Source organism: Methylotuvimicrobium sp. KM1, assembly GCF_044788715.1.
GTDB lineage: Bacteria > Pseudomonadota > Gammaproteobacteria > Methylococcales > Methylomonadaceae > Methylotuvimicrobium.
The window spans coordinates 1,356,914-1,369,358 of sequence record NZ_CP173170.1 but is presented as its reverse complement, the minus strand read 5'-3'; the positions used below and the strand labels follow the sequence as shown (position 1 = coordinate 1,369,358).

The window sequence follows — 12,445 nt, the reverse complement described above, 5'->3', positions numbered from 1 at the left end:
TCTCCTACTGTACGTCATACCCGGATCTTTCCGTTTGACTTTGGGTGTGCGGGTCGCACAGGTCATTTTCGTTTGGTTTAAGGGTGTGCGGGTCGCACACCCTCATTTCGGTTTTCCCCGTCGGTTTAATGCGTCGCGCAATCGTTGCGTGGGATTAGTGTTTCTGGTTTGTCCGGATGTCGTCTTACCGTCTGCGACCGCTTCTTTTTCGGGCTGGCTCATCTGTGCCAGCGCTTGTTGTTTTTGCCTGACTTGCGCTTCTGCGTTGCGTTTACGTTCGCGGTTTTCCCGATAACGGATACTCAGACTGGTCAGCAAGGTGTTGCCCTTCGCCTGTTCGTTGCAGAGCCAAGCCAGATAAGCCACGGGGTTTCGGATCGGTTTGCTGCTTTGGCGCTTGGCTTCGATCTGCGCGGCGGTTTCATCGAGGAAGCTCTGCCGATGCGCCGGATCGATGGCTTTCAGGTACAGACAAGCCAGTTCCCGTTCGCTGGAGTTGAAGTCGGGCGGAAAAATCAGCGCGCTCGTTTGCACATCGTCTGTTCGATTTTTCGATTCCGGCAAATTTGTAGTAGTAGTTTTTTTAATAATAAAACTACTACAACTACTACTTGTAGTAGTTGTAGTAGTATATGGGCGAGCTCGGTCAATTTGCTTAACCGAGCTCTTATCCAATTGATTTTCCAGTATTTCTTCTTTTTCTCGATCCAGGTTAATATTATTGACCTGGGGCGTTTGAGCCAGGTCAATTAAATTGACCCGGTGTCCCGAGTTAAGCAAATTAACCCGGTCTTGGCCGTTGACTCGACGAAAAAAATCATCGATGGCCGATGTTGAACCCGGTTCGTCGTCGAGAAAACTGTGTTGATTGGCGATCGAATCATGGATCGCTTGCCAGAGCGTGCGGGCAATACGGTTGATTTGCTTGTGTTGATGCTCACGTTGTTGTTTCACGAAGGTTATGTAATCGGTATCCAGATACATCGCATCGGTGATGGAAATGGGGCTATCGTGGATCGCATAGATATGTCCCTTGAACCGCCCTGTCTCGTGACGCAGTTCCGAACACATCGAAATCCAGCGGGTCAAACGCAGCACGAACAGCACTTTCGATACGGTCGGCTTGGAATAGCCCAATTGCGCTTGTAATAACCGGTGCAATGACAAGATGACGGCCGAACCGGCCATCGCTTGGGTTCGGATGATGCCCCAACACCGGACATCGATCGCATCCAAGTCGGGATCTACCCAGATGGACCTTGGTATCGCGTCTTGCCAATGACCGAGATAGAGCAGCGAATCGGTCGGCGACTGCTCCGAAGTCGCCGGCTTCATCGATTCGAGTTCACCGGCAATCCGCTGCGCAAGCCGCCTGACCGATTCGGAAATGGAAGCCGTGGGGGCGAATATCATGCCGGATGCCATCGAGCGTCAATTCGGTCAGCCGTTATAGGCGCCTTCGATGCGGCCGGCGAACCATTCCTGGATCAAAGGCCAGATCGCGCTGATTTTGACTTGGGTTTGCTGGTGAACATACAGCAGACGCTCGGCGATAGAGAGCGATGCCTGTTCGGTATCCCGCCAATGCTCCCAGATTCGGGCTTGTTCGTCTTCCGAGGGAATACTCGGTCGGCCGTCGGCCTTGGGCAGGTTCAGGTATTTCCGGTAACCGGCGGTATCGGTGCTGGTCAAGCCGAACAAGGCGCGCATCACCGGCAAGGAAGCGCCCGCCGTCAACATTTGCAGGATCAATTCGCGCTGCCGGATACGCCGTCCGCATAGCATCATTGCAGTATCCAAGGCGTCGGAATCGAAGCGGATCTGCATGTAGGCGGCCTTGGTGGTCGCCGCCATTTCGTGGATTTCCTGCGCACTGAGCGCCAGGATCTTTTCGATTTGATCGTTGCGCAGTCCCAAGCGGTGGGGCGTTTCATAATCTCCTTCCGCCGCCATACGGGATACGCACATCAATGTATGCAAAGCTAATTCGGCTTGTAAGTTCATAGTGACCTCGATGCTATGCTGAACGCCTGATAGGCCATAGCCGTGTGGATGAGAAACGATGACGGATCAAACGACAGGTTTCCATCAATCTGAATATATCGTTGAAAACCGGGTCTCCGATCACCTCCGGATTCTGGAGCACTTCATGCGGATACATGGCCAGACTCGGCGCCGGTCCAACCAATTGTTGCAACTGTTCCGCTTTATCGACGGCAGAGAGCCGGTACAAAGCGGTATGATCCCAAAACGGCATGCGCTCTTCACTGACGCTCTGTTCGGCAATTCCCAGCAATAACCACCAGAGCCCCCAACTGTCATGGGACGTAAACGCCTGGTCGGGTTTTTCGATGACGAACCCCATGCCCTGTTCGATCGGCAAGACCAGGTGTTCTCTATCGATGGATTTGGCGATGCGCTTGGCCAATGCATAGGAACGGTCCTGCAGCGATTCTAATCCGGCATCGTCGAGTATCGAGTCGGACTCGTTCAGATCAGGATCAAGGAAGTCATCGGGTCGTTCGACCGCTGCCGCACGCCTTTCCTCATCAGAGGCGGCTGCCTCGCCATCCCCATCGCGATTCGGTGGCGTTTCGGGTTTGTGTGTCGGTTTTTGCTTTTGATTGTCGACGGAATTCGTTGGCGACTTGCCGTCGGACTCCAAATTTACATTGGCGATTGCTGCATCCGGTGGCCTGCCGTCATCTGTATCGACTGGCTGTTGCATTGAATTAGGCTGGTATTCATCATCAGCGGCTGTTTGCTTGAACAACAGCGCGTCGACCTCCAACCGCAAGCGTTGGGCGGTGGTGTCAATGTAAACTGCCAGCTTTTTATCCAATGCCCGGCGTACCGCATCAAAATCCCAATGTTCGCCGTCATGAGCCGACATGACATCGGCAAACAACGGTGCAAAGTGATCGGTCTTGTCCTGACAGTATTGTCGATATGCCTTTTCGGTATTCTTGATTGCGTCGATGCGATTGGCGCCGAGTCCGCTGCGTAACGCAACGGGAATCGATTGATCCAACTCCAGCGCATAATCGAAACGGATCAGATGCCGCCGCGATAAGCTATAGCCTTTTTCTTTGACGCGTTTACAAAATTCACTGCGCGAAAAGGTCGTTTCGGCTTCCGCTTCCATCTGCATCTGCAACTCCCTGATCGCATAGGCCTTGTCGATCAAAGCCATGTCTCCACGTATTTCATTTTCGATGAGATGGGAACACAAGACCGAGGATTCCGATTGCCAGGGGACAAACAGGCAATGCACACGATTGAAGATTTCATCGCCCGTCTCTCGGTACAGTTCATTGAGAATAGCCAAACGGGTATTACCGCCCGACTGCACCATGTAACGGGTTTCGCCCGGACGGCGAGTCACATTGAAAGGATTGTTTAACCCGCGCTGTTCGCGGATGGATGTTTTGATTTCCTCATAGGCGGGATTACGCTCGCGCCTGGGGTTATGATCGTAGGCTTTGATTTCGTTCAATGCCAATACCAGTTGCACCGGTGTGATCGGGTCGGAAGCCGGCAGCGCTTCCTCAGAGTTGTTCGAACCGAAATGACCCTCCAGCAGCAAGCCTTGGACTTCATCTTGCGAAAGACGTTTCGGCCGTGAAGTCATGACTCTTCCTCCACGCTGACGTCCAAGTTGGGCAGATTGGGTATCAGTTCACGGGCCAACGCTTGCATCGTGTCGAAAGCGCTGGCAGTTGGGCCTTTGCGCGCTCGTTCAAACCGATGCACGGGAATTTTATGGGTCGCGGCTTCCCTATAGGCGACCGCATTCGGAACGACTGTATCGAGAATCGTGATCGCTCCTTTGCTGGGCAAAAATGAGGCCTTACGCAATTCATCGGTGATCGTGCGCGCATCGATGGTTCGGTCTTGACGGTAGATGACGCCGCGTAAAGGGCCGATCGGAGCGCCCAATCGAGCCATCGGCTCCAGACGCCGAATCATCGCAACGGTGCCTCGAACGAATTCCCGCGCCGATAAAATTTCCGGCGGAATCGGCGAGAGCATGAAATCGGCGGCAGCTACGGCCGCATCTTGTAAAGGGCCGACAGCGCCTTGCGTATCGATCAGCACGAAATCATAATGAGTATCGCATTTACTCAAGATATATTTGAGTCGCACCCGACCATCGACCGTATCCCGAATCCAATCGCGCAACTTCCCTTGCGGATCATCGGACAGTACGATGTCGAGCTGTTCGACATCGGTTTGACTGATCACCGAATCGATCGACGAGTTAACCAGCAGTTCGGTTAGCCCGTGATTTGCCCGATATTTTAGCTTATAGTAACTGGACAAAGTCGGCTGAGGGTCCGCATCGATCAGCAGCACGCGATAACCGGAATCGGCCAGGATGCCGCCTAAATTGGCGGTCAGTGTCGTCTTACCGACGCCGCCCTTGGTACTGACAATAGTGATTTTGATCATAGTTTATATTTTATAAAAAAACAATAATGAATCACACGAAGGACTCAATTTCTTTTAATGTCGAGCGCATCACCCTTCCGTTCGAGCAATGGTTGGCGATCGAAGAGCCTCTGTTTTTTTCACAAGCAGACGCTGCCATTGCGAGGCATTGGGAGATCATCGAAAGCATTGCGCCGCTATCGCCTTTTCTCCAATCGGTCGCCTTGATTCGGGTAGAGGGCGATCGGCTGTGTAAATTAAACGGCAGGCAACGCTTGCAGCTATGGAAATCGGGCGCAATCCAAAAACCCGAGACGGTCACGGCGGACATCTACGACGTCTCCCAAGCAGAATTCGACAAACTGCGCCAGCGCCTATACAACGAACGGCTAGAGTTATTACCGCCACATGAGCTGGTGATTGCGACCTATAAGGAATTAGGCCTGAACTTTAGCTCGGAACGCCTCAATCAAGGCTTCATCACGGAAGCGTTGAATATCGCGTTGCGCGGCAAGCCGCGTGCACAACAAGACAAACGGTCGGTTCGGGAAAAACAGGAAATTGACATCAAAAAGGCGATCGCCGCCTTGAAAGAGGAATTGACGGCCTTAGACAGCTTAAATTTAAAACCGGAATTGTTTTTGACCGGCGTATTGGCAGCCGCGCTAATCATGGTCGCGAACGATCCCAACACCCTTGAATTTTTTCGGCGACTGAATACACTGGAAGGTAAGGTCTCCGCCGATGGATCATTCGATCCGGTAGAAGCCTTACTGACTGTCATCGATAGCTATAAAAACAAGCGCATACCCCAGGCACGCATGCAAGTCGAGCTCTGCGGCAAAACCGTCAAGGCGGTCATGCTTTGGAACCATGGCGCCGACTCTCCCAAGTATTGGACCAAGAATACCTTGCGCGTCGCGGACTATCAGCCTCTCATCAGAGAATTGAAAAGGATCAAAGCGATTCATGAGGCCAGAGATCTATAGGCGTGTAATCGCTGCCGCCTTGATGATTTTATCGATCATCGCTTCCGTTTGCCATGCGGAATCCACCCGCACGATCATTATCTTTCCCCAAGTCAAAGCACCGACTCAACGGATTTTCGACGCCATTATCGAAGGCATCGAGCAGACGCTACCGGACAGTACACCCTTAACCGTCGATCAGCGTATGCAACCGGAGCAGCTCGATAGCGTGCTGAATTCATTCAATCCCGAACGAATCATCGTCCTGGGTCGAGCGACTGCCGACAGAATCGCCTCGAGCCCCCATCGCGACAAAATGATCGTGGCCGGCGCCTTATTCGAACCCGATGAATTCGCGGGCGTCACTCTTGCCATCGATAGCCGTAGACTGCTCCAAGAAATCAAAACCATCCTCCCTTCCCTACGACGGGTATTTGTCGTTGGCTCACCTCGGCAATTGCATATCAGGATTTACCCCGCGAGCCTACGAGGCCAACCGGCTATCGTACCTGAGCTTCATGAAGATCCATTGATCAATTCCCGCCAATTATGGCAGTTACTGGAACAAGCCGATCCGAAAACCGATGCCATCATTCTCCCCAGCCAGCTGGACCGGGATATTCTGTACGAATTGGCGCAATTGGCCTGGCAAAAAAAAATTATTCTATTGTCCACCAACCTGGCTCATTTGAATCAAGGCGTGTTGATGGTTTTTTATCCTGACAACATCGGGATGGGCCGGCAAATCGGTGATTTCACGATCCAACACCCAGGACCGGGCTTTGAAAGCCTGACCCACATCCACATCGCCTTGAATCCCACCGTCGCCAAGCACTTAGGACTCTCTTTTGCACCCCAAGTCTTGAGCCGCACCCCATTACAGGTCAAATGACGTGATCCGCTCACTCAATCTTCGCCAACGCTTCAGTCTCACGGTCCTGCTTGCGATTGCATTGGCTTCGACGGTCATGCTGCTCACTATTTACTGGGCTGTCTCGAACTATACTCGCCAATACACTATTCATTATTGGCAGGAATACACCGAGACTTTCGCCCATTCGTCGAAATTCAGCGTCACGCTCGCCTCCTCCGTCAAGGCAAACGAAATCGTCGATCATTTCAAAAAAGATCCGGTGATCGAAAAAACCGGCATTTATTTGAGCTCCGGCGAGCGCTTGGCTTCGACCGAAGGAATCACCGAATGCCCGATCACTTCGACTAAAGACCGCTTCGACGCCGATCACATCGATCATCCCTTCGTCTTAGAACTGCCCCGGACCTGGTGCTTTTATGCGCCGATTCATTATTTACCCGAGACTCATGATTTTCTCGATCCCGAGCCCAGCGAAAATACCAACAAAACCCTGATCGGTTTCGTTGAACTGGCGGTTTCGAAACGAGGAATGGAAAACGTCATCCACAAGATACTTTGGCTCAGCATCGCCAGTGTGATCGTATTCGAGCTGTTGATATTCGTCTCCGTTCAACATTTTTCGGACGTCTGGACCCGAGCCTTATTGGCACTAGCCGACATCATGAAAAAAACCGGCGAAGGGAGTCGCGGCGTCCGCACATCGCTCGAAGGTCCCACGGAGATCGTTGAACTGAAGCAGCGTCTGAATCGGATGCTGGATCAGATCGAAGCGCAGGAAGAGGAACTCGAAGACACAGTGACTACTCGCACCGCCGAATTACAAACGGCGCTGGAAAGCGCATTGTCGGCTTCGCGCTACAAATCCAAGATCATCTCGACGGTGTCGCACGAGATGAAGTCGCCGCTGCACGCTTTCATGGGCTATTCGCAGCTTGCGCTCGAAGCACTGAACGGACCGAACGGGCAAGAGGCTGAAGGATTTTTGCACAAGGGTTTAGACTGCGCCCGGAATCTCGAACATCAGATCAATCAAATCCTCGATTACGCCCGACTCGAGTCGGGTAAAGCCCAACTCGACATCGCGAAATTCAATATTCGAAACCTGGTACTGCGATGCGTCGAAAAAATTGAACCGCTTACGAAAAACAGCGGCAATCGCATCCAGATGATCGGCGAGGCGACTGAGATCGAAACCGATCAAGACAAGGTAGCGCATATCGTGATGAATCTGTTGAGCAATGCCAATAAATTCACCCAACAAGGACGCATTGAGATCGCCTGGTCGATTCACCGAGCGCAGTTGAACATCCGGGTCAACGATACCGGCTGCGGTATCGCCGAAGCCGACCGCGATAAAATCTTCGAACCTTTCTGGCAGGCGGACATGAGCCTCAGCCGCCCGGCCGGCGGCACCGGACTGGGACTGGCCATCACCAAACTGTATTGCGAATTGCTGTCGGGTGAAATCGACGTTACAAGCAACAATCCAGGAAGCATCTTTACCGTGACGCTACCGATTGCAAAAGCTTGAATTGTTCGTCGTCGCTCGGCGATAGGGCGGGAATGATCGCTTGCATGCGTTGTATGACGCGATGACTATTGACTTGATCATTTTTGGCTAGACAATGATCCAACAGCCAAAGCTGATGGCCGATCAGTTTGAATTGGTCTTCCCGGTAATGAATTTCTGTGACCAAGCGCGCCCGATGATGGACCGTTCGGCACATTTGACGCAGTTCGATCAACGAATACGGCTTGCCGAGAAACTCGCTGGCACCATTGATCAGTAGGTTCTTGTGATTTTCCAGGCCGGAAAAGGCGGTCACGATGATGACCGACTGCTCGCCGTCGACCGCCAGTATTTCGGTCAGCAAGCGGTCGCCGGAAAGCCCCGGTAACATCAAATCCAACAGAATCAGATCATGCCGTTGCTGTAGCCACAGATCAAAACCCTGTCGTCCCTCTTTCGCCATATCGATCCGATAATCATCCGCCAATGCATGAAAAGCAATATTGGCGGCATCCGGTTCGTCTTCGATGATCAACAGGGTCGGCTTGAACGCATCGAGGTCCGGCGGGGTTATGAGCATCCGTGCCAATTGGTCCAAAGGAGCGACCTTGAATCGGTATTCATTGGCCAAGATACGGGGAATTTCAGTCTCGCAGCTTTCTTGAATCAGATAGATCGGCACCGCTGGATCGGCGAATCGGCCGGAACGAACCAGGGTCGACAGCTTCCAGATATCGATGTCATGGAACGTATAATCGGCTATCAAGCCGTCGTAACGATGTTCCAACAAGGCCTCTACCAGCTCATCGGTCGATTGGCCCGGCGTCAGATCGGCGGCAATCCCGTCAATGCGGAGCTGTCTTTCGACTTGCGCCGTGAGATCACCGAAACTGGAGGCCACCAGGAGTTTCATGTTCTTTTCGCGCATTGGATCGTGATACCCTTGCGGGCCTTCAGTGTCATGTGTGGAACGAACTTCACTTGGAAATCTTGCGGCAAGGTCCATTGAAAATGCTGCAGCAATAAAGCCACCACGGTTAGGATTTCCACGCGTGCCAGGTTCAAGCCCAGACAGGTACGCATGCCGCCGCCGTAGGGCATAAAGGCGAATCGTTCCTGCGCGGAACCGCTCATGAAGCGTTCCGGGTCGAAGCGCTCGGGATCCGGCCAAAAGTCGGGATGACGATGGGTCAGATACGGCGAAAACACGAGCAGTGACCGATCATGAATGCGGACATCCCTCAGTTGCCGGTCGCCGATGACATCGCGGTAGGCGGCATAGGCCGGCGGCGCCAATCGCATCGATTCATTGATGACGCTGTCGGTATAAGGAAGCCGTTTCAAGTCTTGATAGGTCAGTTGCCCTGTGCATCCCAGAACGGACTTGACTTCGGCCGCGGCCCGTTGCTGTATCATCGGATGCTTGCCCAAATAATAGAGCGTAAAGGCGATAGCGTTGACGGTGGTATCCTGCCCGCCGAAAAACAACGTGAACAAATGATCACGCAGTTCCTGCGCATCGAAATGCGGCGCCAATTGGGCGATCAAACTGCTGTCATCGCCGGCTTGCTCGGCCTTGAGCCGTAAGTTAGTCAGGGTCCGATCGATGTCATCGAGCGCTTGATGAAATTTTCGGTTACCGGGCGTGGGCAGGCGGTTAAATACGCCGTTCAAAATGAATGCCGATATCGAGCGAGTCACGTTGTAGCGACTGACCGTATTGATCGCTTCCACGGCGCGCTGAGAATCTTCGTCGTCCAACGGTCTGCCGAACAGTATCCGGCACATGATCGATTGCACCAGCGGCAAGATCTCCCGTTCCACATGAATGTGCGGTTGTTGCCGCGTTGTCAAACGCTGTATCGTTAGCTCTGTTTCCTCGCGCAGGATCGGAAACCAGGCTTCGATTGCCCGCTTCTGAAAATAGGGCTGAAGAATCCGGCGCTGTTTTTGCCAGGTTTCACCGTAACTGTTAAAAATACCGTTGCCGAACGACGGCTTGTAGGCCTCATGAAAAAATTGCCGACTGTAGCCCCCTTTTCTTTCACCGGCGAACAGCGTCGCCAAGTCTTTCGGGTGACTGATCAGATAGACCTTCTTTCGGCCTAATGTGAATAAAGCGATGTCTCCATAGTTGGCCGTCACGCGTTCAAAAAACCGCAAGATATTCCAGGCCAGCATCGGTAACGAACCGGTCACCGGACAGCCTTTCGGTCCCGTTGCCTCACGCAGGCGGTTTTGCGGGTCGCTTGTGCGGTTCAAAAGCTTAACTCCGCTTGCCCGAGAAAGGCGATCCCTGCGATCGGGTAATCGTACGGGACCGCCTGGCTGTTGATGCTCGGATGCCGGGCTTTGACATCGAATAGGTTATCGACCTTGAAGCTGAGCGCCAGGCCGTCCATGATCTGCTCGCGGCGCAGATTGAATCCGACCAGGACATAATCGCCGACTGCATCACGATCATCACCCGCCGCCCGCTGCCGGCCGATGATCCAATCGGAACGCACATTGACATGCCAATCGTTCAAGAATCGCCAGTTGATCTGCGCAAAGATATCGTGCTGCGGTGCTCCGATGATGAAATTGTCATGGGCGCTGTTCTTCGGTTCGAGTCGCAGATAGGTGTAATTGAGATCGAACGTCAGACTTTCATTGTATCGGTATTGACCGAGCCACTCGAAGCCATAACCGACCGCTCCGGCGGAATTTTCGAAGGTGCGTAGCGCGCTACTCGTCTCGGCAATCAGATCGGCGCTGGAATACCCGAAGAGATTGATACCGGTCGAGAGGCCGTATTTCCATTTTTTGGCGAACGACAACTCCACGGTATCGATGGTTTCAGGCTTTAGGTTCGGATTACCCCGTAATTGCAGACCCTCATTGCTATAGAGTTCGATGAAAGACGGCGCCCTGAAGGCGCGCCCAACCATCAGTTTGGCCGATAATGAGGGATCGACCTGCCAAACCAGACTGGCCCGGGGATTGGCCGTCAAACCGAAATCGGAATAATGATCGAGCCTGAGCCCGGTGGTCAAGGTCCAGTCATTGGCAATGTTCCATTCATCCTGGACGAAGCCGAATACGATGTGTCGGTCCGCATCGTCGGATAACGCTTCGACCCCGAGACTGTCGGTGCTTTGCAACGGCCCGGCAGGTACGATCAGGTTATTCGGCAGGATCAAGAAATTGCGGTTTTCGGTGAGATCGTGTGCCACCGCATATTTATAGCCCGCCCCGACAGTGACTCGGTGATTCTTGAACCCGTCATAGAGTGTCTTGAAGGTCGCATCGACGGTATGAGAAAAATATTGATATGTCGAGGTCACCGGATCGAAAAAGGTTCCGCCGAAGGCTCCGGCAGGAAAATGATGATTGAGACCGGTGGCTTTGTAGAAAAAATAGTTCAGATTGAACTGCGGTTCGAAATCGCCAAACCGTTGTTTTAAATCGAGTCCCGAAGTCCAGGATTGATAGCGGATTGAACCGTCAGGATCCAACGCCAAGGTCGTGCCCACGCCATTGGCGGATTCGAAATCCTGATAACGCAGATGCAATTTGACCGTGTCCCGATAGCGCAGCGACGCACCCACATCGAGGTCATCACGCGCAACATTGATCGGCCCCGGCGCCAATGAGGCCTGCGTATTGAACAGCCGATCCATACGGGTTTGCGCATCGGCTTTAACGGTTTCTTGTTGACCCAGGGCGGTTCTGCCTTGGGCTGAAAAAGCCAGATCAAAATCACCGAACCGCTTACCCAACAATGCCCAGCCGCCATAGTTATCGAAACTGCCGGCCAACGCGCCGATTTCACCGCCACCGATTTCCCGACCGGTTTTGGTGATGATATTGATGACGCCGGCAAAGGCATCCGCGCCGTAGAGCGCCGATCCCGGGCCTCGGATGATTTCGATTCTTGAGATGTTTTTAGTCAGATGCGTGTAACTGAATAGCTTACCCGAATTGACCGGATCGTTGACGGGCACGCCATCCTGCATCACTAAAACATGAGAACTAAGCGGCGAAAAAATCCCTCGCACGACATAGGCCGGGACAAAACCGTTGGCCGAAGAGACATGAAATCCCGGCACGGTTTCCAAGAGCTCTTCGATCGAGACCGCGCCCCTCTTTCTAATGTCGTCTGCCGTGATGACCGTGACGACCGACGGGGATTCGGCCAAGGGCCGGGCGTAACCGGTCGCGATGCCTACCGTTTGTTCATCGCCATAGAAATAACGAAAATCATCGAGCTCATCGGAATAAACGAAATGCGGCAAGGCCAGTGAAAATGATAATGCTGCCTTAAGCGTTGTCGTCATGATAGTGAGCTCCTAATGAAAGTTCGGAACTGATAACACTCACACAGGCCTATTCAGCAGACAAACCATTCACACAAACGGCAATGACCGAGTCAACTTAGCAGTAGGCCATGGATTTGCAAAGCAATAACTGCTCAAAAAATATTGCTTTGTCTGGAGTATAGCCAGTCATTCTAAAAAAGCAACTCAGCTTAGATGAAAGCCTTCGATTTTCAGATTCCTTCCAACGAACTTCATTCTCAGGCCCTAAGTAACGTACATTTTATATTTATGCAAATGACTGTCATTAGCAACAAATGGTAAGTATTTTTTTAGACAAGTCTTTAAAAGAAGTCAAACCCGC

Annotated in this window: 10 protein-coding genes; 3 read left to right on the top strand and 7 right to left on the bottom strand. The window is 52.5% G+C overall.

Annotated features, from left to right (window positions below; all coding sequences use genetic code 11):
* Nucleotides 1-102: 102 nt before the first annotated feature.
* The 4 genes from ACINK7_RS05865 to ACINK7_RS05850 are packed head-to-tail and all read right to left on the bottom strand — an operon-like array spanning nt 103 to nt 4,452.
* Entirely contained in the window at nt 103-1,413 is a 1,311-nt protein-coding gene (locus ACINK7_RS05865) for an STY4528 family pathogenicity island replication protein (protein WP_404360369.1), read from the bottom strand.
* A 27-nt stretch (nt 1,414-1,440) separates the two neighbouring features.
* Nucleotides 1,441-2,004, bottom strand: coding sequence for a DUF2857 domain-containing protein (locus ACINK7_RS05860; protein ID WP_404357257.1), 564 nt, complete (start codon nt 2,002-2,004; stop codon nt 1,441-1,443).
* A 13-nt stretch (nt 2,005-2,017) separates the two neighbouring features.
* Nucleotides 2,018-3,631 (bottom strand): ParB family protein, encoded by a 1,614-nt coding sequence (locus tag ACINK7_RS05855; protein ID WP_404357259.1) that lies wholly within the window; start codon nt 3,629-3,631, stop codon nt 2,018-2,020.
* Nucleotides 3,628-4,452 carry a ParA family protein gene (locus tag ACINK7_RS05850; protein WP_404357261.1) on the bottom strand — a complete coding sequence of 275 codons (825 nt, stop codon included), beginning with the start codon at nt 4,450-4,452 and terminating at the stop codon, nt 3,628-3,630. The genes ACINK7_RS05855 and ACINK7_RS05850 overlap by 4 nt, the downstream gene beginning before the upstream one ends.
* A gap of 26 nt (nt 4,453-4,478) precedes the next feature.
* On the opposite strand from ACINK7_RS05850, the gene ACINK7_RS05845 reads away from it, so the two are divergent.
* From ACINK7_RS05845 to ACINK7_RS05835, 3 genes are read left to right on the top strand one after another with little or no spacing between them, the layout of a single operon-like run.
* Entirely contained in the window at nt 4,479-5,420 is a 942-nt protein-coding gene (locus ACINK7_RS05845; protein ID WP_404357263.1) for a hypothetical protein, read from the top strand.
* Entirely contained in the window at nt 5,401-6,291 is an 891-nt protein-coding gene (locus ACINK7_RS05840; protein WP_404357265.1) for a hypothetical protein, read from the top strand. Before ACINK7_RS05845 ends, ACINK7_RS05840 begins: the two co-directional genes overlap by 20 nt.
* Nucleotide 6,292: 1 nt before the next feature.
* Complete coding sequence (locus tag ACINK7_RS05835) at nt 6,293-7,804, top strand: ATP-binding protein (protein WP_404357266.1); 1,512 nt, start codon at nt 6,293-6,295, stop codon at nt 7,802-7,804.
* Here the strand turns inward: ACINK7_RS05835 and ACINK7_RS05830 are convergent.
* Genes ACINK7_RS05830 through ACINK7_RS05820 form a run of 3 tightly spaced genes read right to left on the bottom strand, consistent with a single transcriptional unit; the run spans nt 7,773 to nt 12,102 of the window.
* A complete protein-coding gene (locus ACINK7_RS05830) occupies nt 7,773-8,696 on the bottom strand; it encodes a response regulator (protein ID WP_404357268.1) in 924 nt (307 codons plus the stop codon). The two genes, ACINK7_RS05835 and ACINK7_RS05830, sit on opposite strands and share 32 nt — an antisense overlap.
* Nucleotides 8,693-10,045, bottom strand: coding sequence for a cytochrome P450 (locus ACINK7_RS05825; RefSeq protein ID WP_404357270.1), 1,353 nt, complete (start codon nt 10,043-10,045; stop codon nt 8,693-8,695). The genes ACINK7_RS05830 and ACINK7_RS05825 overlap by 4 nt, the downstream gene beginning before the upstream one ends.
* Nucleotides 10,042-12,102, bottom strand: a complete 2,061-nt coding sequence (locus tag ACINK7_RS05820; RefSeq protein ID WP_404360368.1) for a TonB-dependent receptor plug domain-containing protein — start codon at nt 12,100-12,102, stop codon at nt 10,042-10,044. Before ACINK7_RS05820 ends, ACINK7_RS05825 begins: the two co-directional genes overlap by 4 nt.
* Nucleotides 12,103-12,445 lie beyond the last annotated feature (343 nt).

Excerpts from the sequence above, each read along its gene's own strand:
- ACINK7_RS05855 (WP_404357259.1), bottom strand. The coding sequence starts at position 3,631 with ATGACTTCACGGCCGAAACGTCTTTCGCAAGATGAAGTCCAAGGCTTG.
- ACINK7_RS05845 (WP_404357263.1), top strand. The coding sequence starts at position 4,479 with ATGAATCACACGAAGGACTCAATTTCTTTTAATGTCGAGCGCATCACC.
- ACINK7_RS05840 (WP_404357265.1), top strand. The coding sequence starts at position 5,401 with ATGAGGCCAGAGATCTATAGGCGTGTAATCGCTGCCGCCTTGATGATT.
- ACINK7_RS05850 (WP_404357261.1), bottom strand. The coding sequence starts at position 4,452 with ATGATCAAAATCACTATTGTCAGTACCAAGGGCGGCGTCGGTAAGACG.
- ACINK7_RS05820 (WP_404360368.1), bottom strand. The coding sequence starts at position 12,102 with ATGACGACAACGCTTAAGGCAGCATTATCATTTTCACTGGCCTTGCCG.
- ACINK7_RS05865 (WP_404360369.1), bottom strand. The coding sequence starts at position 1,413 with ATGATATTCGCCCCCACGGCTTCCATTTCCGAATCGGTCAGGCGGCTT.
- ACINK7_RS05860 (WP_404357257.1), bottom strand. The coding sequence starts at position 2,004 with ATGAACTTACAAGCCGAATTAGCTTTGCATACATTGATGTGCGTATCC.
- ACINK7_RS05830 (WP_404357268.1), bottom strand. The coding sequence starts at position 8,696 with ATGAAACTCCTGGTGGCCTCCAGTTTCGGTGATCTCACGGCGCAAGTC.